The organism is Nocardioides sp. P4_G4, from assembly GCF_056401085.1.
Genome location: NZ_JBFUKA010000034.1, coordinates 13334 through 33500, shown reverse-complemented (window position 1 = coordinate 33500; position 20167 = coordinate 13334). Strand labels below are relative to the sequence as shown.

Sequence of the window (20167 nt, the reverse complement as noted above, 5' to 3'; positions counted from 1 at the left end):
CCTACCGTGTCGCAATCCGCGCCATGCCCTCAGAGGGGAACCACCGGGATGTCTCGCACTTCTGCTCGCCCGACGCACATGCGGCGGGCCGTCGCCACCACGGCGTTCTGCCTGGTCGCCACGCTCGCCGGCCCTCTGCCGCAGGCAGTCTCGGCCGTGCCGCCGCCGATGCCCGTGGGCCTGGCGGCCCAGCAGCCCAACTCCAGCACCACTGTGCTGTCGTGGGAGCACGCGCCGGGCGCCACCCGCTACGACGTCCAGGTCGACGACACCCCCGGCTTCGTGAGCCCCGAGGTGTCCGTCAGCACGGTCAGCAACGCCTACGCCCCCACCCAGAACCTCAAGTCGGGCACCCAGTACTGGCGCGTGCGCGCCTTCAACGCCACCGGCGACCCCTCCGGCTACACCGAGTCGACCTTCACCAAGGCCGCCGTCGAGGTGCCGGTGCTCGTGTCCCCGGCCAACGACACGAAGCTCCAACAGCCGACGGACCCTCCGGTCCTGACCTGGAACCCCTCGGCGGGCGCGACCAGCTACCTGGTCGAGGTGGACGGCGACATCGACTTCGTAGGGTCGAGCACCTACGAGGTCAAGAGCACCTCGCTGGTCGTTCCCGACCCACTGGCGGCCGGTGACTGGTTCTGGCGGGTCGTCGCGGCCAAGGACAACAACCTCAAGTCGCAGCCGAGCGCCGCCCGCTCGTTCGTCGTGGCCGCCATCCCGGCACCGGAGATCACCTCTCCCCCCGACGACGCGGACCACGAGCTCCAGGACGTGGTGCTGGACTGGAGGCCGGTCCCCGGCGCCGTGTCCTACCAGGTCGAGGTCGCCACCAACACCGACTTCAGTGACGGCTCGCTCATCGAGCGTCGGACGGGCATCCGCGGCAGCCGCTTCTCCCCGGCGACGACGTACGACAACAACCAGTACTACTGGCGCGTGCGCGCCGTGGACACGGCTGGCCAGCCGACGCCGTGGACCGAGGCGCGCTACAACTTCAACCGCACGTGGCCCATGCGTCCGGTGCCGGTCTACCCGGCCGCTGCCGGCAACGAGGAGGTGCCGGCCCCGCTGTACTTCCAGTGGGAGCCCATCCAGCACGCGTCGGAGTACGAGCTCCAGGTGGGGACCCAGGAGAACTTCAGCGTCGGCACGTACAAGAGCTGCCGCGTTGCCGGCACGACCTACACGCCCGGCATGTTCAGCGTCAACAGCACCGGCATCCCGACCGACTTCCGGGAGAACGAGGTCTGCACCCCGGTCACGGGCGAGATCAACTACTGGCGGGTTCGGGGCCTTGACCGACCGTTCTCTCGACCGGGGAGCCTCCCGGGCGTCAAGAGCCTGTTCTCCGCTGCCCAGGCCTTCGTCTACGCCCCCAACAGCATCACGAACATGACACCCCGCAACGGGGCGGTCGTGGACGTGCCCACCCTGTCGTGGACGCCGACCGTCGGGGCCCAGACCTTCGACATCGTGGTCAAGCGCGAGGACGGGTCCGTCGTCGACACGGCGACCACCTACGCCAACTCCTACACACCGAAGGGGGGCACCCGCCTGCCCGCCGGGCGCTACACGTGGTCAATCATTGGCAGCTCGACCAAGGGCCCCGGCTCGCTCAGGTACACGAACTCCTTCGAGATCTCCGGCAACCTGCCCGTGAGCGGCGCTGCTCCTCTGACCCCGCTCTCGCCGACCTCGAGCACGGGAGGAATCACCACCACGCCGTCCTTGACGTGGGAGCCGATGACGGGAGCGGCGTACTACAAGGTGAGCATCGGCAACGCCTCGGACACCAACCAGGTGTGGTTCGCGCCGGAGTACACCAACCTGCTGGGCCAGCCGGTGCCCTTCCCGGCCATGACCGAGATCTCGAACCGGCTGACACTGGCGGGAACGTACGACTGGCAGGTCGAGGCGTTCGACAAGGACAACCTGCGCATCGGCGTCGGCACGGAGGGTCGCTTCACGGTGCAGCAGATCGCCGTCGTCACCGGTCACGCGGTCGCGTTGGGCGGCCAGCAGCTCGACGCCAACTACACCGGGCCCAAGAACCCCTGCACCCAGACGACCGGCCAGTGCTCCGTGCCGGCCACCCCGGTCCTCAGGTGGACTCCCGACCCCCGGGTCGCCTACTACATGGTCTACGTCAGCGAGGACGCGTCGTTCACCAACATCCTGGAGCCCGAGAACGCGATCCCGGCCACGACCAACAGCCTGTACGCGCCCGCCCTGGACAACGACGACTCGACCTACGCCGACAACCAGGCGGGGAAGGCCTACTACTGGCACATCCGTCCCTGCCGCGGTCCGCGCAACTGCGGCCCGGACCCGATGTCCCAGAAGGACCTGGCCCAGGGAACCTTCACCAAGCGCTCTCCCGGCGTGACCGGCCTGACCAGCAGCGACCCGGCGGGTGGCGAGATCACCTTCACCTGGGACGACTACTACGCCACCAACCAGGACTACACGTGGGCGCAGACTGGCGAGCGCAGCCCGCAGGCGGGCAAGCAGTACCGCATCGAGGTGTCCTTCAACGGCACGGTCATCGACCAGCAGCTCGTGGACCAGACGACCTACACCGCGACCGACAGGCTCTATCCCGAGGGCACGCTGGACTGGCGTGTCCAGGCCATCGACTCCGACGACAACGGCCTCACGTGGTCGACGACCAAGCAGGTCGTCAAGCGCAGCCCCCAGGTGACGTTGACGTCCCCGGTGGCGTCCGCGGCCGTGGCAGGGACGACGCCCTTCCGCTGGGAGCCGCAGGCGTTCAGCGCGTCGTACGACGTCGAGATCAACCGCAACGAGGACACGACGTTCGCGGCCGGCACGCGCGTCTCGGCGAGCTACGGCGTGAGGACGGCCGCCTACACGCCGTCGGCGCCCCTCCCGGCGAGCACCACGCCCTACGTCTGGCGCGTCCGTCGGATCGACGCCTACGGAAACCCGGGCCCGTGGTCCCAGCCCGGCCGGTTCACGGTGACTGCCGACAGTGTCACCCTCCTCTCCCCCTCGCTCAACGCGTCGGTGGCACCCAACGGCCCGGTCCTGCAGTGGCAGCCCGTCGTCGGGGCCACGACCTACGACGTCGCGGTGACTCCTCTCTCGGGGCAGAGCACCTCGGTGAGCGCGACCACCGTGGCCACGGCACACGCCCCGCAGGGCTATCTCCAGACGGGTTCCTACCGGTGGACGATCACGGCGCGCGACGCGCTCAACGCCCAGATCGGGCAGGCCCAGTCCACCTTCGTCGTGGATGCGCAAATCATGGCTCTGCAGGCACCGTCCATCGAGTCACCCGGGGGCACGGGCGTCGGCAAGACCCTGAGCGTGACCGCCCCGCAGTGGAACATGGCGGGTGTCGAGACGACGTACCAGTGGCTCCGCAACGGCGACGTGATCTACGGCGCGACCGGTCCCACCTACGTGCTGTCCACCGACGACTTCGGCAAGCCGGTCACCGTGCGGGCCACGGGACGCAAGGCCGGGTACCTCGACGGGGTCTCGACGAGCCTGCCCGTTGCCACGACCTCGGGTGATGCGGTCAACAACCTGACTCCCCCGACCGTGACCGGCAACCCCATGGTGGGCAGCTACCTCAGCGCCAACGCCGGCACCTGGTCCGGCGGCTGGGCCACCACGACCAGCGTCGTGTGGCTGCGTGACGGCCAGGTCATCGAGGGCGCCACGTCGGGGCTCTACCAGGTCTCTGCCGCCGATGCCGAGAGGCAGATCGCCATCCGGGTCACCGCTCGCCAGACCGGCTACTCCGACGGCGTCGCGACGTCGCAGCCCGTGGTCGTCCAGACCCTGTCGGCGACCAGCGCGGTCCAGATCTCCGCCCCGTCCGGCATCGGAGTCGGCGCCACCGTCACCGCGATCGCACCGACGTGGAACCAGGCACCCGTGAGCACCACGTACCAGTGGCTGCGCGACGGCCAGGTCATGTGGTCGGCGAGCGGCAGCGCGTACGTCCTCACGGCGGACGACGTCGACAAGACGATCGCGGTGCGGGCCACCGGCAGCAAGGCGGGCTTCCCCGACGGGGTGTCCACGAGCACCGGGATCGTCGTGACGCGCGGGGCAGCACCGTCGGCGGTGACCCCGCCGACAGTCAGGGGGACGGCCAAGGTCGGGAGCATGCTCACCGCCRACCCCGGCACGTGGACGGACTCCCCCTCCCTCACCTACCAGTGGCTGCGCAACGGCGCACCCATCGCCGACGCGACCCAGGGCACCTACTGGCTCGTCGGCGCCGACGCGGCGACGCAGATCAGCGTGCGGGTCCTGGCCTCCAGGACCGGACGAGGACAGGGCGCGGCCACCTCGGCGGCCGTCGCGGTCGCCAAGGTGAGCTCGACCACCGCCCTGGGAGTCTCCCCCTTCGTGGTCACCAAGAAGGTCCGGGCCAAGCTCACCATCACGGTGACGGCCCCGGGAGTCACCGGCCCCACCGGGGTGCTGACGATCAAGGACGGAAAGAAGACGCTCAAGAAGCTCACCCTGTCGAGCACGAAGAAGGGTGTGCTGGTCTTCAAGCTGCCCAAGCTCAAGCCCGGCAAGCACAAGCTGAAGGTGTCGTACGCCGGCTCCGGCGTCGTCGCACCGTCGGCGGGCAAGCTCGTGGTCAAGGTCGGCAGGTAGTGGGTCGCGCTGTTTCGGGTCCGGGTGGCCGTGGGCAGTAGCCTCCGCGGGTGAACTGGCTCGAAGACCACTGGCTCGACATCCTCGGCTGGGGCGGGAGTGCCCTGCTCGTCTACTCCCTGCTCCAGTCGAGGGTGCTGCGCTTCCGGGTGCTCAACCTCGCCGCGTGCGTCATCCTGGTCGCCTTCAACGCCTTCGTGGGCGTGTGGCCGATGGTCGGCATGAACGCGGTGCTGTGCGCCATCAACGTGTGGTTCATCGTGCAGCTGCTGCGCGACCGCCACGACGAGGCGGCCTTCCAGGTGCTCGAGGTCCGGGGCGACGACGAGTACCTGCGGCACGTGCTGCGCGTCCACGGCCAGGACATCCTGCGCTTCAACCCCGATTTCGTGCACGACCCGTCGGCACCGGGCCAGGACGCCTTCCTCGTCCAGCGCGACGACGAGACCGTGGGCGTGGTGCTGCTGGCTGCCGACGGCGACACGGCCCACGTGCTCCTCGACTACGTCACCCCCCGCTACCGGGACTTCTCCCCCGGCGAGTTCGTCTGGCGCCGCAGCGGGATGCTCGCCGACCACGGCTACCGCCGCGTGGTGACGTCACCCACCATGGTCGGTCCCTACTACGATCGGCTCGGCTTCCAGCGCGACGGCGACTCGTGGGTCCTTGCCCTCTGAGTGACCCGGGCGACACGCGGCGAGGTTTGACGTTCAACGACCGCGGGTAGGCGATCAGGCACGCCAACTCGAGGAGTGTCCGTGTTCCCCATCGCCTGGCTCAACGACAACCGCATCATCGGCTCGATGTTCTCCGTGCTGATCGTCGTCAACGCGTACGCGATCGCCGGCGGCCTCTACCGCTGACCTGCACCTAGCGCGCGGATGCCTCGACCCACCGGTCGAGGGCGGCCTGCGCGTGGCCGGCGTCGATCGCCGCCGCGGCGCGCTCGATCCCGGCGAACAGGGCGTCGTCGATCGGCGTCCCAGGGGTGTCGTACACCGCGAGCGCGGCACCCGCGTTGAGGACGACGGCGTCGTGCACCGGACCGCGGTCCCCCGCCAGCACACGTCGTACGACGTCGGCGTTGTGCGCGGCGTCACCGCCGCGCAGGTCGTGGGTGGTCGCCAGCGCCAGTCCGTACGACGCGGGGTCGACCGAGTGGGTCGACACCGCTCCCTCGTGCACCCTCCACAGGGTCGACGTCGTCGTGGTGGTCAGTTCGTCGAGCCCGTCGTCCCCGCGGAAGACCCACGCGTCGACGCCGCGACCGGCCAGCACGCCCGCCATCACCGGAGCCATCCGCGCGTCCGCGCAGCCGATGGCCTGGGCTGCGGGACGGGCCGGGTTGGTCAGCGGACCCAGGAGGTTGAAGGTCGTGGCGATCCCGAGCTCGCGGCGCGTCACGGCGGCGTGCCGCATCGCCGGGTGGAATGCCGCGGAGAACAGGAAGGTGATCCCGGCCTCGCCGGCGATCTCGGCGACCCGGGCGACCGACAGGTCCAGCCGGATGCCCAGCGCCTCCAGCACGTCGGCCGAGCCGGACTTGGACGACGCCGAGCGGTTGCCGTGCTTGACCACCGTGGCGCCGGCACCGGCGGCGACGATGGCGGACATGGTGGAGATGTTGACCGACATCGACCGGTCTCCCCCGGTGCCGACGACGTCGAGCAGCCGCCCCGGCACGGAGATGGGGTTGGCGGCGGCCAGCATCGCGTCGGCGATCCCCGACACCTCGTCCACCGTCTCGACCTTGGCGCGCAGCGCCACCAGGAAGCCCGCGATCTGGGCGGGCGTCGCCTCGCCGGCGAACACCTGGTCCATCGCCCAGCGCGCCTGCTCACCGGTCAGGTCCGTGCCCGCGACCAGGGTCGTGAGCACGTCGGGCCAGGTCAGGTGTGCGTCGGTGCTGGAGCCGGAGGACATGGCCACCATGATGGTGGCGTCAGGACGTGGCCGGCACGCGGGGGCGCAGCAGTGAGATGACCGCCTCCGCGAGCTGCACCGGGTCGATCGGGTGCGGCACGGCCGCCTCGGCACGCGACCACGTGGCCAGCCATGCGTCCTGGGGGCGCCCGGTCAGCACCAGCACGGGCGGGCACTGGTAGATCTCGTCCTTGAGCTGCTTGGCGATCCCCATGCCACCGGAGGGCACGGCCTCCCCGTCGAGGATCGCCAGGGCGATGCCGCCGGCGTCCATGTTCTGGAGGACCACCGGCTGGGTGGCCACCTCGACGTACTCGAGCTCGGGCAGGTCGGGGTGGGGACGACGCCCCAGCGCGAGGATGACCTGCTGCCGGGTGTCGATGTCGTCGCTGTAGACGAGCACCCTCAGCGGCGTGCGGTCGGACGTGGTGTGAGTCACGTCGGCATCGTATCGGGGATGGTTTCGAGACGGGCGCAGGATGCCCTCCTCAACCATCGAGCGGCGCAGGCCGCCCTTCTCAACCAGCGATCTGGGAGTCGCGTCGCTCCCTCGCCTCGAGCAGGTCGAGGCGGCGGTCCTCCCGCGCGGCCTCCTTGTGCGACGAGCGGACCCACTGGACGAACAACACCCCGAAGAACACGAGCCCGATCAGGTCGCCGGAGGCCCACAGGATGCCGCCCGCGACGTGCTGGTCCTCCAGCGCCGGGGGCAGCCACGCCCCCATCGGCCCCTCGCGCAGCGCGAGGTAGTGCGACTCCCCGATCAAGGTCGTCTGCCCCATGATCGTGACGCCGAGGAACGCGTGGAACGGCAGCGTCAGCACGGTCAGCAACACCCGGAACGGGTAGCCCACCCGACCCGGGAGCGGGTCGATGCCCATGAGCGGCCAGAAGAACAGCGCGCCCACCGTCACGAGGTGGATGTGCATGAGCTGGTGGACGAACGGCGACGCGAGCGACGCGTCGTACCAGGAGGAGTAGTAGAGCGCCCACGGCGCCGTGATGTAGAGCAGGAAGGTCAGCGGCGGGAACGACAGCACCTTGGCGACCCGCGAGTGCAGAACGGCCAGCAGCCAGCGCCGCGGCGAGCCGGGCAGGGTCCGCAGGGCCAGGGTGATCGGCGCGCCGAGCGCCAGCGACAGCGGGACGACCATCGACAGGACCATGTGCTGCACCATGTGAACGCTGATCAGCGTGGTGTCGTAGCGCCCCAGCCCGGAGGACGTGGCGACGAGGAACGAGCCCATCCCCAGCGCGACGAACGACAGCGTCCGGCCCACCGGCCAGCGGTCGCCTCGGCGCCTCAGGACCGTCACCCCGACCAGGTAGAGCCCGGCCACCCAGACCGCCAGCACGAAGGGCACCGGGTCGATCCCCCAGTCGGTGAACACCCGGCTGACGGTGAATCTCGGGAGGACCGGATCGGTCGTCCATACGGCGGTCATCACGATGTGAACAATATGACGCGGATAGTGAGGGGGTCGGGGTGCCCTCCGTGAGGATGCACAGACATAATGGCGTCCGTGGCGACAGCAACAGCGATTCCGGCATCCCGACTGCACGGGCACCACGACCGGCCGAGCATGGTCAGCGTGGGCACGATCATCTGGCTCTCCAGCGAGCTGATGTTCTTCGCAGCCCTCTTCGCGGCGTACTTCACCATCCGCGCCGTCAGCCCCGAGCTGTGGGCGCAGGAGACCGGCCTGCTGAACGTCCCGTTCGCGACGGTCAACACCGCGATCCTGGTGCTCTCCTCGCTCACCTGCCAGCTGGGCGTCTTCGCCGCCGAGCGTGGCCAGGTCGGCCGCTCCGGCTCGGTGTTCAAGGTCAGCGGCTGGGGACTGCGCGAGTGGTTCATCCTCACCTACTGCATGGGTGCGGTGTTCATCGGCGGCCAGGCCCTGGAGTACGCCGAGCTGGTGCACGAGGGCGTGACGATCCCGTCCTCCGCGTACGGCACGATGTTCTACCTGACCACCGGCTTCCACGGCATCCACGTGACCGGTGGCCTCATCGCGTTCCTCCTCGTCCTCGGCCGCACCTACATCGCGCGCCGCTTCACCCACGAGCAGGCCGTGAGCGCCATCGTCGTGTCGTACTACTGGCACTTCGTCGATGTCGTCTGGATCGGGCTGTTCGCCACGATCTACCTCATCAAGTAAGCCCCCGGAACCCGGACAGCTAGGACTCACTGTGCGCTTGTTGAACCGCTCCGCAGGTCGGATCTCCCGGCACCGCCGCGGCCCCCTCGCCGGCCTCGTCGTGCTCGTGCTCGGCCTGCTCATGACCGGTGGTCTCTACACCGCGTTCTCGCCGGCCCAGGCCGACACGACCAGCGACGACGAGCTCGTCGCCCAGGGTCGCGAGCTCTTCCTCGTGGGCTGCGCCTTCTGCCACGGCCAGAACGGTGAGGGCATCTCCACCTCCCGCGACGGCAAGCAGATCGGCCCCTCCCTCGTCGGCGTCGGCGCCGCCGCGGTCGACTTCCAGGTCGGCACCGGTCGCATGCCGCTGGCCAACCCCGGCCAGCAGGCCCCGCGCAAGAAGCCGGTCTACAACGACGACGAGGTCGCCGCCCTCGCGGCGTACGTCGCCTCGCTGGGCCCCGGCCCCGCGATCCCCAGCTCGGAGGACTACTCCATCGACGGCCTCTCCGAGCAGGAGCGCGAGGAGGCCATCACCCGCGGTGGCCAGATCTTCCTCACCAACTGCACGGCGTGCCACAACTTCAACGGCGCCGGCGGCGCGATGCCCCGCGGCGGCTACGCACCCACCCTGCACGGCGTCGAGCCCCGCTACATCTACGAGGCGATGCTCACCGGCCCGCAGGCGATGCCCACGTTCAGCAACGGCAACCTCTCCCCCGACGAGAAGCGCGACGTCATTGCCTACCTCGGTAGTCTCGAGGAGACCCCCGAGTACGGCGGCTTCGGCCTCGGTGGCCTCGGCCCGGTGTCGGAGGGCCTGTTCGCCTGGGTGCTCGGCATCGGCGGCCTCGTCGGCTTCTGCGTCTGGATCGCCGCCCACAGCACCCGCAGCTCGAAGACCAAGGAAGGTGCCAAGGCATGACCGACTCGCACGACAACACTCCGGCCGTGCCGGAGGAGCCGATCGCCAACCCCGGTCTTCCCGCCCACGAGTGGCGTCCCACCGACGTCGACGAGCACGCCGAGAAGCGCGCCGAGCGACAGATCGCCGGCATGTTCGGCCTGTCGATGATCTGCGCGTTCCTCTTCGTCGTCGCCTACTTCACGCTCGAGATCGGTGACAACTTCGACACCTTCCTCGGGCTCGGCGCCTCCACGGTGGCGCTCGGCCTCGCGCTCGGCGGTGCCCTGCTCTTCATCGGCGTCGGCATCATCCAGTGGGCCCGCAAGCTCATGGGCGACCACGAGATCTCCGAGCTGCGCCACCCGGCCGGCTCCTCCGAGGATGACCGCGCGGCCACGCTCGAGGCGCTGGCCCTCGGTGGCGAGGAGTCCGGCATCGGCCGCCGTCCGCTGGTGCGCAACACGCTCCTCGGCGCCGTCGGCCTCCTGGGCCTGCCCGCCGTCGTCCTGCTGCGCGACCTCGGTCCCGCCCCGGAGGACAAGCTGGCCAGCACCATCTGGACCAAGGGCATGCGCGTCGTGCGCGACGTGGTCGGCACGCCGATCATGGCCTCCGAGCTCGAGATCGGCGACCTCGTCAACGCCGCTCCCGAGGCGCTCTTCCCCACCGAGGAGAACGGCTACCCCGAGATCGAGGGTGTCGAGCTCCAGGTGCAGAAGGCCAAGGGCGCGGTCATCGTCGTCAAGATGGAGCCGAGCGACATCGACCCCGCACCGGGGCGAGAGAACTGGACCGTCAACGGAATCATCTGCTACTCAAAGATCTGCACCCACGTCGGATGCCCGATCTCCCTGTACGAGCGGACCACGCACCACGTGCTCTGCCCGTGCCACCAGTCCACGTTCGACCTCGCCGACGCGGCGAAGGTCATCTTCGGACCCGCTCACCGTCCCCTCCCCCAGCTGCCCCTGGCAGTTGACGAGGAGGGCTACCTGATCGCACAGAGCGACTTCACTGAGCCCGTGGGGGCCAGCTACTGGGAGCGTGAGAAGGAATGAGTCTCGACACGAGCAAGGTCGCCAGCACCAACGGATCGAGCGCCGCGACCCCGTCCAAGCCCTCGGCGATCGGGGGCGTGGCCACGTGGGCCGATGACCGTCTCGGTCTCGCCGGGGCGATGCGCAAGAACCTCCGCAAGGTCTTCCCGGACCACTGGTCCTTCATGCTGGGCGAGATCGCCCTGTGGAGCTTCGTGGTCCTGCTGCTCTCGGGTGTCTTCCTCACGCTGTGGTTCACCCCCAGCATGGGCGAGGTCCACTACGAGGGCTCCTACGACCAGCTCCGCGGCATCCAGATGTCGGAGGCCATGGCCTCGACGCTGAACATCTCCTTCGACGTCCGCGGCGGCCTCCTCATGCGCCAGATGCACCACTGGGCGGCCATGCTCTTCGTCGCCTCGATGATGGTGCACCTGCTGCGCGTCGCCTTCACGGGCGCGTTCCGCAAGCCGCGTGAGCTCAACTGGGTCATCGGCTGCCTGCTGCTGCTCCTCGGCACCCTCGAGGGCTTCACCGGCTACTCGCTGCCCGACGACCTGCTCTCGGGCACCGGCGTCCGGGCCGCGGACGGCTTCCTCAAGGCCACCCCGGTCCTGGGCAGCTGGATGTCGTTCCTGCTCTTCGGCGGGGAGTTCCCCGGAGACGCGATCATCCCGCGCCTCTACATCATCCACGTGCTCCTGATCCCCGGCCTGCTGCTCGGCCTGATCGCGGCCCACATGCTGCTGCTCGTCTACCACAAGCACACGCAGTGGCCCGGACCCGGCCGCACCGAGCAGAACGTCGTCGGCTTCCCGATGCTCCCCGTGTACGCCGCGAAGGCCGGTGGCTTCTTCTTCATCGTCTTCGGCGTCACCGCCATCATGGGTGGCCTGCTGTCGATCAACCCGGTGTGGAAGTTCGGCCCCTACGACCCGACCAAGGTCACGGCCGGCTCACAGCCCGACTGGTACATGGGGTGGCCCGACGGCCTGCTGCGCATCATGCCCGGCTGGGAGTCGGTGATCTTCGGCTACACGATCTCGTGGAACGTCATGGTCCCGATCCTCATCGTGCCGCCGCTGATGCTCGTCATCCTGATGCTGCTGCCGTTCATCGAGGGCTGGATCACCGGGGACAAGCGCGAGCACCACCTGCTCCAGCGCCCGCGCAACGCCCCCACCCGGACCGCGGTGATGGTGTCCCTGATGACCTTCTACGGTCTCGCCTGGGCCGCCGGCGGCAACGACCTGATCGCCATCAAGTTCCACGTGGGCATCAACGACATCACCCACGTCATGCGGTTGATGATCTTCGTCGGGCCGGCTATCGCGTTCTTCATCACCCGCCGCTGGTGCATCTCGCTGCAGCGTCACGACAACGAGAAGCTGCTGCACGGCTACGAGACCGGCATCATCATGCGCTCCCCCGACGGCGGCTACTCCGAGCGTCACCTGCCCATCAGCAACACGGCGGCGTACAGGCTCACGGCACGTGACCGCGACGAGGCCTACACCGTGGACGGCCACACCGACGCCAACGGCGTCGTCGCCCCGGGCTCCCGGGTCCAGGCGCTGCGGGCCAAGCTCTCGGAGAAGATGTACGAGCACAACGTGCAGAAGCCCACGGCGGACGAGCTCGCGGAGGCGCACCACCACGCCGCCCACGAGCACGAGCTCGAGGCCGGCCTCGACCACCCGGCCGACGGCCACCAGTTCGACGGCCACAGCGACCACACGGTCGACGAGGCTCCGCTGCGCGGCGGCCACTGACACACCGCACCAGCACCGTGCGTGCCCCGGACCCTGCTGGGTCCGGGGCACGTCGCGTCTCCGGGCGGCAGGCACCCGAACCCGGCCGTTCCGTGGTGGCGCTCGAGGGCGGGTCAGTCCGGGTGGCCGCTCCCTGCCGCGGCCGGAGGAACTGGCGGCGCGCGACACCCAGGCCGCCTCTGCGCACGTCGTACGCCGCCATTTGTGCGGTCGGCGGCACCAGGACGCGGGCTCCCTGTCGCGGCCGACACCACTGGCGGCGGGCGACACCCACCCCGCCCCCGCCCACGTCGTACTCCGCCAGTCGCGGCCGGAGAGCACCAGGACGCGGGCTCCCCCGCCGGGCGGCCCCGGGACTGAGCCTCCCCGGCTGCCGCCGGCACACACTGGCGGCGGGCGACACCCGCTGCGGTCCCGCGCGCGTCGTACGCTGCCAGTTGGCACGGCGTACGACGGGCAGGCTCCGGACGGGCCGGGGAGACCTCCCCGCCGGGCGCGTGGATCAGGCCCAGCGTCAGGACAGGGCGGAACCGGCCTTGTAGTCGGCGTAGGAGGCGTTCCAGTCGCCGTACCCGTTGGTCAGCGTCATCCACTCGTCGGTGCCGGAGTACTCGACGACGTCACCGCGGCGCGTCATGGCGTAGAGCCAGGCGGCGTCCGCGGTCGACAGGCCGGTGCAGCCGTGCGAGACGTTGGCGTGGCCCTGGGAGCCGACCGACCACGGGGCGGCGTGGATGAACTCACCGGAGTAGGTGACCCGCATCGCCCACTGGACGTCGTCGATGTCGTAGGCCTCCGGGTCGTCGGCGCTGATGCCGACGGTCTCGGAGTTCATCCGCTTCTCCTCGAACTTCTCGATGATGACCTTCGTGCCCGAGCGGGTGGTGAAGCCCGGCTTGCCGGTCGTGATCGGGATCGTCCGCAGCAGGCTGCCGTTGGAGAAGACCTGCATCTGGTGGGTCTGCGCGTTGACCTTGTAGACGTGGGCGTCTCCGACCTGGAAGTCCACGGTGCGGCTCTCCTGGCCGAACACGCCGTTGCCGGCGGGCACCGAGTTGATGTCGATGTCGACCGAGACGTCGGTGCCGGCCTGCCAGTAGGTACGGGGCCGGTAGTGCGCCTCGTTGTCGCTGATCCAGTGCCAGGTGCCGGGCTGCGCAGGCGTGCTGGTGACCGACATGTGCTTCTCGAAGGTCGCCTTGTCGGTGACCGGTACGTCGAAGGTGACGATCACCGGCATGCCGACACCCACGGTCTCCCCCGCGAGCGGGGCGACGGAGGGGTAGGTCTGCTGGTCGAGGGTGAGCTCCTGGGTGTGGAACCGCACCGGACGCGTCACGGCCCGGCCGTCGGTCCGCTCGGCCGTGCTCCGTGCCACGTAGTCCGTCCCGGGCTCCAGGCGGCCGGTGGAGCGCCAGGTCCCGTCGCGCAGGCTTCCCTCGACCTTGGTGCCGTCGCTCGCGGCGACCGTCACCGCGGTGAGCTCGCCGCCCTCGGCGGACAGCTCGACGGGCTGCCCGATGGGTACGGCGCGCGCGTTGCGGACGCCCAGTGCGAAGCGCACCGGGTCGACCTTCTCCGGAGCCGGGGCGGACGCACCCTCACCGGGTGCGGCGCCGGGCTCCTCCGAGGCTGCGTCGCAGGCAGCCAACGAGGCGCAGAGGAGCACTGCGGACAGGGCGGCGACGACGCGGCGTGCCGAGGAAGAGGTGGGGCGGGCCAGTGAGTGCATGGGCGAGCGATCCCCCGAAGAGACGTGGAGCCAGGTCTCCCCAAGGGTAACCGGGACCCGGTGGGGCGCAGAATCAGTGCGCGTGCTCGCCGCGGTAGTACTCGAAGATCCAGCCGCACAGCACGATCATGCCGCCGGCAGCCCCGATGATCAGGAGCCACCACGCGGCCATGGCCGTGGCGAAGACCACGGTGCCGAGCGCCATGGCGCACCACAGCGGCCACCACGAGTAGGGCGGGAAGAAGCCCAGCTCGCCCGCGCCGTCGGCGATCTCGCCGTCCTTGCGGTCCTCGGGACGCGGGTCCATCTTGGCCGCGTGGAAGCCGAGGTAGAGCGAGATCATCAGCGTCAGCAGGGTGGTCATCGTCAGCGCCGACGTGCCCGTCCAGTCACCGGCGAGCAGCCAGTAGGCCGGCGTCACCAGCACCAGGAAGATGGTGGTGATGATGAAGATCCAGGACTCAGCCTTCACCGGGCGTCTCCTTCGGTGGTGTCGTCGTCGCTGACGCGCTCGCGCAGCATCTCCTCGCGACCGTGCATCTCAGGTGCATCAGCAGCGTCTCCCCGGCGCGCGGCGTCGTTCTCGTCCAGCTCGAGCATCGCGATCTCCGGGTGGTGCAGGTCGAAGGCCGGCGACTCCGAGCGGATCCGCGGGAGGGTGTGGAAGTTGTGGCGCGGAGGGGGGCTGCTGGTGGCCCACTCGAGCGAGCGGCCCCAGCCCCACGGGTCGTCGACGCCGACCATCGGGGACTTCATCGACACGTAGACGTTGTAGAGGAACGGCAACGTCGAGGCGCCGAGCAGGAAGGCACCGATGGTGGACACCTGGTTGAGCGTGGTGAAGCCGTCCTCGGGCAGGTAGTCGGCGTAGCGACGCGGCATGCCCTCGACACCCAGCCAGTGCTGGACGAGGAAGGTGGTGTGGAAGCCGACGAACAGCAGCCAGAAGTGGGCCTTGCCGAGGCGCTCGTCGAGCATCCGGCCGGTCATCTTGGGCCACCAGAAGTAGAAGCCCGCGAACATCGCGAACACCACGGTGCCGAAGACGACGTAGTGGAAGTGCGCCACCACGAAGTAGGAGTCGGAGACGTGGAAGTCCAGGGGCGGGCTGGCCAGGATGACGCCCGTCAGGCCGCCGAAGAGGAAGGTCGTCAGGAAGCCGATCGACCACAGCATGGGGGTGTCGAAGGACAGAGATCCCCCCCACATCGTGCCGATCCAGTTGAAGAACTTCACCCCGGTGGGCACCGCGATGAGGAACGTCATGCCGGAGAAGAACGGCAGGTCGACGGCGCCGGTGACGAACATGTGGTGGGCCCACACCGCGACCGAGAGGATCGCGATGCCGAGCGTGGCGCCGACCAGGCCGACGTACCCGAACAGCGGCTTGCGGCTGAAGACGGGCAGGATCTCCGACACGATGCCGAAGAACGGCAGGGCGATGATGTAGACCTCGGGGTGCCCGAAGAACCAGAACAGGTGCTGCCACAGGATCGGGCCACCGTGCGATGGGTCGAAGACGTGGGCCCCGAGCAGTCGGTCAGCCTCGAGGGAGAGCAGCGCACCGGCCAGGATCGGGAACGCGATCAGCACGAGCAGAGAGGTGATGAGCGCGTTCCAGACGAAGATCGGCATCCGGAACATCGTCATGCCGGGGGCGCGCATGCAGATGATGGTGGTGATGAAGTTGACCGCGCCGAGGATCGTGCCGAGGCCGGCCATCCACAGGCCCATGATCCACAGGTCACCGCCGACGCCCGGCGAGCGGACGCCGTCGGACAGCGGGGTGTAGGCGAACCAGCCGAAGCTCGCGGCACCCGACGGGGTCAGGAAGCCCGAGGCGGCGATGAGTCCGCCGAAGAGGAACAGCCAGTAGCTGAACATGTTGAGCCGCGGGAACGCGACGTCGGGAGCGCCGATCTGCAGCGGCATGATCACGTTGGCGAAGCCGAAGAACAGCGGCGTCGCGAAGAGCAGCAGCATGATCGTGCCGTGCATCGTGAAGAGCTGGTTGTACAGCTCGTCGTTGACGACCTGCTGGCCTGGGAAGGCGAGCTCGGAGCGGATCAGCATGGCCATCAGGCCGGCGACCATGAACCACCCGAACGACGTGATCAGGTACATCTTGCCGATCAGCTTGTGATCGGTGGTGGTGATGATGCGGACCAGCTGCTGGCCCAGGCTCTTGCCCGGGGCCGGGGTGGTGGCGGTGCCGGGTGTCGCGGTGGCGGTCACTCCTGGCTCCCTTCCTGGTCGCTGTTCTCGTCGAGGCCGGCCTGCGTCGTCGCGTCGGCGCCACCGAGGAGGGGCTGGTCGGCGACGAAGCCCTGGTCGGCCAGGTCAGCGAGGTAGGTGTCGTAGTCAGCCTGGCTGACCACACGAAGGTTGAAGAGCATCCGCGAGTGGTAGGTGCCGCAGAGCTCGTAGCACTTGCCTCGGTACTCGCCGATGACCGTGGGGGTGGCCTGGAACTTGTTGACCCGGCCCGGGATGACGTCCATCTTCATGAGGAACGACGGCACCCCGAAGTCGTGGATGACGTCGGGCGACTGCAGGTTGAACTGGACGGTCTCGTCGACCGGCAGGACCAGCGTGGGGATCTGCGATGCGGTGCCGGCGGTGTACGGCGTGGTGCCGCCCTCGCCCTGGCCGGTGTAGTTGAACGTCCAGGACCACTGCTGGCCCACGACGTCGACGACCAGGTCGGGCTGGGGGTCGAGCTCGACGAGGTCGTCCTGCACCTTGACGGTCCAGTAGAAGAAGACGATCACCATCATGATGGGGGCGATCGTGTAGAAGATCTCGAGGGGCAGGTTGTAGCGCGTCTGCACCGGGATCTCGTCGTCGCTGCGGCGGCGGAAGCGGACCACCACCCAACCGATCAGGCCCCACACGATGATGCCGGTCGCCAGGGCGGCGACCCATGCCCACTTCCACAGGTCGAAGGTGGCCGGGCCCTGCTCCGTGATCGGTTCCGGCATCGCCAGACGGGCGAACTGGTCGCTGTCAGCGGCATCGCACGCGCTCAGGAACAACAGCACGGCGGTGACCGCCACGCCAGTCGCGACCCGACGAACGGGCACGGCTGCACGCTTGGGGAGTTGCAGACCCACGAACGAGCCTCTCTTTCGGTCAGTCTCGACTGGACGAACACTATCGCCATTCCGGGTACGGGCGAGGGGCGGGTGGGGTGTCGCGGCGCACAGTGCCCCGCCCGGGCCCGACCCGGGCCCGGGCGGGTCGCCATGGTCTAGGTTCGGCGGGTGAGCAACGCGTCCGGCCCCGGCCCCGCGAGCGCCACCGACGGGCGCTCGGTCGACCTCGACGCCGCGTCCTCGACACCGCTCCACCCGGCCGCGCGCGACGTGCTGCGCGCCGCGCTGGAGAGGGGGTACGCCGACCCGCGCCGCCTGCACGGGCACGCAAGGGACGCGCGACTGCTGCTGGACAACGCCCGCGAGGCCACCTCCGACGCGCTCGGGGTGCGCCCCGACGAGGTCACCTTCACCAGCAGCGGCACCGACGCCGTCCACCGTGGCCTGCTCGGCCTCGTGCGTGGCTCACGCCGTGGCGACGTCGTCGTCCACCCGGCGGTGGAGCACTCCGCCGTCCTGCACGCCGTCGCCTGGGGCGCCCGGGGCCTGTCCGTGGCCGTCGATCGCCGGGGCCGCGCCGACGCCCGGGAGGTCGCCGAGCTGGCCGGAGGCCCGGACGTCGCCGCCGTGGCGCTCCAGAGCGCCAACCACGAGGTCGGGACCCTGCAGGACCTGGGCGGCCTCACCCTGCCGGCAGGCGTGCCCCTCTTCACCGACGCGTGCGCCTCGATGGGACGCCTGCCCCTGCCCGGCGGGTGGGACGTCGCGGCCGGTTCGGCGCACAAGTGGGGCGGTCCCGCCGGCGTCGGCGTGCTGCTGGTCCGCAAGGGCACCCGCTGGCGCAACCCGTTCCCGGGCGACGATCGCGTGGACGAGCGCTCCTCCGGGTTCGAGAACGTGCCGGCGGCCCTGGCGGCCGCCGCGGCCCTGCAGGCGCTGGTGGCCGAGCGCGACGAGGTCGCCGTCCGCCAGCACGGGCTCATCGACGTCGTACGCCAGCGGGTCGCCACCGAGGTGCCGGACGTGGAGGTGGTCGGGGACCCCGACACCCGGCTCCCCCACCTCGTGACCTTCTCCTGCCTGTACGTCGACGGCGAGGCCCTCGTCCTCGAGCTCGACCGCCGCGGCTTCGGGATCGCCAGCGGCTCGGCCTGCACGTCCTCGACGCTCGCGCCGAGCCACGTGCTGGAGGCGATGGGAGTGCTCACGCACGGCAACGTGCGGCTCTCGCTCCAACGCGAGGCCACGCGCGCGCAGGTCGATGCGTTCTGCGACGTCCTGCCCGGGGTCGTGCGCGACCTGCGTGCGCGGGTGGGCCTGTGAGCGCACCCGACCTCGAGCTGGACTGTCGCGACCTGCGCTGCCCGATGCCGGTCATCGAGCTGGCCCGCCACATCGCCGACGTCGAGCCCGGCCAGGTGGTCGCGGTCGTGGCCCACGACCCCGCCGCGCGCGTCGACGTACCGGCGTGGTGCCGCATGCGCGAGCAGGAGTACGTCGGGCAGGACCTCGCCGACGACGGGGCACCGCGCTACCTGGTGCGGCGGCTCGCCTGACCCGTCAGGGGTGCAGGGTGCGCAGGTGCGGCGAGACGTCGGCGACCGCGTCCGCCCCGTACGCCGCCTCGAGACGCCGCAGGAAGTCGACTCGCGACAGCGTGTACTCCTGGGTGCCCACCTGCTCCACGACGTAGACGGCCAGCAGGCAGCCCAGCTGGGCCGCGCGCTCGAGCTCGAGCTCCCAGTCGAGGGCGGCGAGGAAGCCGGCGCGGAACGCGTCGCCCACACCGGTCGGCTCGACCTTGCGGATCTCGGGGACCGCCGCGACGACGACGGACTCCTCGCCCTTGCGGTCGATGCGCACGCCCTCGGCGCCCAGCGTCACGACCCACGTGCCGACGCGCTCGAGGACCTCCTCGGCCGACCAGCCCGTCTTCTGGACGATGAGGCTGGCCTCGTACTCGTTGGAGAAGAGGATCTCGGCGCCGTCGATGAGCGGCCGGATGAGGTCGCCGTCCCCGAAGGCGAGCTGTTGGGAGGGGTCCGCGACGAAGCGGTAGCCGCGCTGGCGGCACTCGTCGGTGTGGCGCAGCATGCCCTGGGGGTCGTCGGGGCCGACCAGGACGTAGTCGGGGGTGCCGACGCGGTCGACGATCGGCTTGAGCTCGATCTCGCGGGCCTCGCTCATGGCGCCGGCGTAGAACGAGGCGATCTGCGCGTGCGCGGAGTCGCTGGTGCACACGAACCGGGCCGTGTGGCGGGTCTGCGAGGTGTGGACCGCGGTGCAGTCGACGTTGTGGCGCTCCAGCCAGGCGCGGTACTCGGCGAAGTCCTCACCGACCGCGCCGACGAGCACCGGGCGCAGGCCCAGGTTGCCGAGGCCGAAGCAGATGTTGGCGGCGCACCCTCCGCGGCGCACCTCCAGCTCCTCGACCAGGAACGACACCGACAGCTTGTCGAGCTGGTCGACGACGAGGCTGTCGGAGAACTTCCCCGGGAAGGACATCAGATGGTCGGTCGCGATGGATCCGGCAATCAGCAGAGGCACCAGCGAAGACTACCCCTGAGTACTGGTGGGGCTACCTCACGGTAGCCACTAGCGTCGGCGCCATGACCTCCCCCGAGAGCGCCTCCCGCCTCCCGCACGCCGACCTCGCGAGCACCAGCGAGATGGCCGACGACTGCCGCGCGACGCGTCGCAACCTGCGCCTCGAGAGGGCCGCCCGGGCCGCGGTGTCCGCACCCCCGAGCCTGCGCTACGAGGACTACCCCCGCGAGGTCGCCAAGCGGGAGATCCGGGTCAGCGAGGCGACCGCCCGCCTGGCCGAGGCCCTCTACGGCAGGTAGTCCCCGGCCGGACGCACGGACGACGAAGGGCCCCCGCCGACGGCGGGGGCCCTTCGTGGTGGAA

At 69.9% G+C, this 20167-nt stretch carries 17 protein-coding genes; 9 read left to right on the top strand and 8 right to left on the bottom strand.

Features of this window, described 5'->3' with window-relative positions; all coding sequences use genetic code 11:
* The first annotated feature begins 48 nt into the window (after nt 1-48).
* Nucleotides 49-4647: a hypothetical protein gene (locus AC1DQF_RS09865; RefSeq protein ID WP_477525051.1), complete on the top strand. Its 4599-nt coding sequence runs from the start codon at nt 49-51 to the stop codon at nt 4645-4647.
* 50 nt (nt 4648-4697) lie between these two features.
* The gene (locus AC1DQF_RS09860; protein WP_477525050.1) at nt 4698-5324 is read left to right on the top strand and encodes a GNAT family N-acetyltransferase; all 627 of its coding nucleotides are present in this window, start codon (nt 4698-4700) and stop codon (nt 5322-5324) included.
* Nucleotides 5325-5517: 193 nt separating this feature from the next.
* Here the strand turns inward: AC1DQF_RS09860 and trpD are convergent, their stop codons facing one another.
* From trpD to AC1DQF_RS09845, 3 genes are all read right to left on the bottom strand, one after another.
* Complete coding sequence (gene trpD / locus AC1DQF_RS09855) at nt 5518-6570, bottom strand: anthranilate phosphoribosyltransferase (protein WP_477525049.1); 1053 nt, start codon at nt 6568-6570, stop codon at nt 5518-5520.
* A 19-nt stretch (nt 6571-6589) separates the two neighbouring features.
* Nucleotides 6590-7009 carry an Rv3143 family two-component system response regulator gene (locus AC1DQF_RS09850; protein ID WP_477525048.1) on the bottom strand — a complete coding sequence of 140 codons (420 nt, stop codon included), beginning with the start codon at nt 7007-7009 and terminating at the stop codon, nt 6590-6592.
* A gap of 79 nt (nt 7010-7088) precedes the next feature.
* The gene (locus tag AC1DQF_RS09845; protein WP_477525059.1) at nt 7089-8015 is read right to left on the bottom strand and encodes a cytochrome c oxidase assembly protein; all 927 of its coding nucleotides are present in this window, start codon (nt 8013-8015) and stop codon (nt 7089-7091) included.
* 69 nt (nt 8016-8084) lie between these two features.
* Between AC1DQF_RS09845 and ctaE the strand changes: the two genes are divergently transcribed.
* From ctaE to qcrB, 4 genes are read left to right on the top strand one after another with little or no spacing between them, the layout of a single operon-like run.
* On the top strand, nt 8085-8732 hold the full coding sequence (gene ctaE / locus AC1DQF_RS09840) for an aa3-type cytochrome oxidase subunit III (RefSeq protein WP_477525047.1): 648 nt from the start codon (nt 8085-8087) through the stop codon (nt 8730-8732).
* A 31-nt stretch (nt 8733-8763) separates the two neighbouring features.
* Nucleotides 8764-9639 (top strand): cytochrome bc1 complex diheme cytochrome c subunit, encoded by an 876-nt coding sequence (gene qcrC / locus AC1DQF_RS09835; protein ID WP_477525046.1) that lies wholly within the window; start codon nt 8764-8766, stop codon nt 9637-9639.
* On the top strand, nt 9636-10679 hold the full coding sequence (gene qcrA, locus AC1DQF_RS09830; protein WP_477525045.1) for a cytochrome bc1 complex Rieske iron-sulfur subunit: 1044 nt from the start codon (nt 9636-9638) through the stop codon (nt 10677-10679). The genes qcrC and qcrA overlap by 4 nt, the downstream gene beginning before the upstream one ends.
* On the top strand, nt 10676-12430 hold the full coding sequence (gene qcrB / locus AC1DQF_RS09825; protein WP_477525044.1) for a cytochrome bc1 complex cytochrome b subunit: 1755 nt from the start codon (nt 10676-10678) through the stop codon (nt 12428-12430). Before qcrA ends, qcrB begins: the two co-directional genes overlap by 4 nt.
* A 514-nt stretch (nt 12431-12944) precedes the next feature.
* On the opposite strand, the gene AC1DQF_RS09820 is transcribed toward qcrB, so the two are convergent.
* The 4 genes from AC1DQF_RS09820 to ctaC all read right to left on the bottom strand — a co-directional run bounded on the left by AC1DQF_RS09820 (nt 12945) and on the right by ctaC (nt 17245).
* Nucleotides 12945-14162 carry a L,D-transpeptidase gene (locus tag AC1DQF_RS09820; RefSeq protein ID WP_477525043.1) on the bottom strand — a complete coding sequence of 406 codons (1218 nt, stop codon included), beginning with the start codon at nt 14160-14162 and terminating at the stop codon, nt 12945-12947.
* A gap of 73 nt (nt 14163-14235) precedes the next feature.
* Nucleotides 14236-14634, bottom strand: a complete 399-nt coding sequence (locus AC1DQF_RS09815; protein WP_477525042.1) for a cytochrome c oxidase subunit 4 — start codon at nt 14632-14634, stop codon at nt 14236-14238.
* A complete protein-coding gene (gene ctaD, locus AC1DQF_RS09810; protein ID WP_477525058.1) occupies nt 14631-16343 on the bottom strand; it encodes an aa3-type cytochrome oxidase subunit I in 1713 nt (570 codons plus the stop codon). The genes AC1DQF_RS09815 and ctaD overlap by 4 nt, the downstream gene beginning before the upstream one ends.
* 50 nt (nt 16344-16393) lie before the next feature.
* Nucleotides 16394-17245 (bottom strand): aa3-type cytochrome oxidase subunit II, encoded by an 852-nt coding sequence (gene ctaC, locus AC1DQF_RS09805; protein ID WP_477525041.1) that lies wholly within the window; start codon nt 17243-17245, stop codon nt 16394-16396.
* A gap of 180 nt (nt 17246-17425) precedes the next feature.
* Here ctaC and AC1DQF_RS09800 point away from each other — a divergent pair, with 180 nt between their 5' ends.
* On the top strand, nt 17426-18580 hold the full coding sequence (locus tag AC1DQF_RS09800; protein ID WP_477525040.1) for a cysteine desulfurase family protein: 1155 nt from the start codon (nt 17426-17428) through the stop codon (nt 18578-18580).
* Nucleotides 18577-18813 (top strand): sulfurtransferase TusA family protein, encoded by a 237-nt coding sequence (locus AC1DQF_RS09795; protein WP_477525039.1) that lies wholly within the window; start codon nt 18577-18579, stop codon nt 18811-18813. The genes AC1DQF_RS09800 and AC1DQF_RS09795 overlap by 4 nt, the downstream gene beginning before the upstream one ends.
* A gap of 4 nt (nt 18814-18817) precedes the next feature.
* On the opposite strand, the gene AC1DQF_RS09790 is transcribed toward AC1DQF_RS09795, so the two are convergent.
* A complete protein-coding gene (locus tag AC1DQF_RS09790) occupies nt 18818-19804 on the bottom strand; it encodes a carbohydrate kinase family protein (RefSeq protein WP_477525038.1) in 987 nt (328 codons plus the stop codon).
* Between the two features lie 62 nt (nt 19805-19866).
* On the opposite strand from AC1DQF_RS09790, the gene AC1DQF_RS09785 reads away from it, so the two are divergent.
* Nucleotides 19867-20103, top strand: a complete 237-nt coding sequence (locus AC1DQF_RS09785; protein WP_477525037.1) for a hypothetical protein — start codon at nt 19867-19869, stop codon at nt 20101-20103.
* Nucleotides 20104-20167: the final 64 nt, after the last annotated feature.

What these genes read in the sequence shown, in the direction of transcription:
- qcrB (WP_477525044.1), top strand. Translation starts at nt 10,676, where the DNA reads ATGAGTCTCGACACGAGCAAGGTCGCCAGCACCAACGGATCGAGCGCC.
- AC1DQF_RS09845 (WP_477525059.1), bottom strand. Translation starts at nt 8,015, where the DNA reads ATGACCGCCGTATGGACGACCGATCCGGTCCTCCCGAGATTCACCGTC.
- trpD (WP_477525049.1), bottom strand. Translation starts at nt 6,570, where the DNA reads ATGTCCTCCGGCTCCAGCACCGACGCACACCTGACCTGGCCCGACGTG.
- qcrA (WP_477525045.1), top strand. Translation starts at nt 9,636, where the DNA reads ATGACCGACTCGCACGACAACACTCCGGCCGTGCCGGAGGAGCCGATC.
- AC1DQF_RS09820 (WP_477525043.1), bottom strand. Translation starts at nt 14,162, where the DNA reads ATGCACTCACTGGCCCGCCCCACCTCTTCCTCGGCACGCCGCGTCGTC.
- ctaE (WP_477525047.1), top strand. Translation starts at nt 8,085, where the DNA reads ATGGCGTCCGTGGCGACAGCAACAGCGATTCCGGCATCCCGACTGCAC.
- AC1DQF_RS09785 (WP_477525037.1), top strand. Translation starts at nt 19,867, where the DNA reads ATGACCTCCCCCGAGAGCGCCTCCCGCCTCCCGCACGCCGACCTCGCG.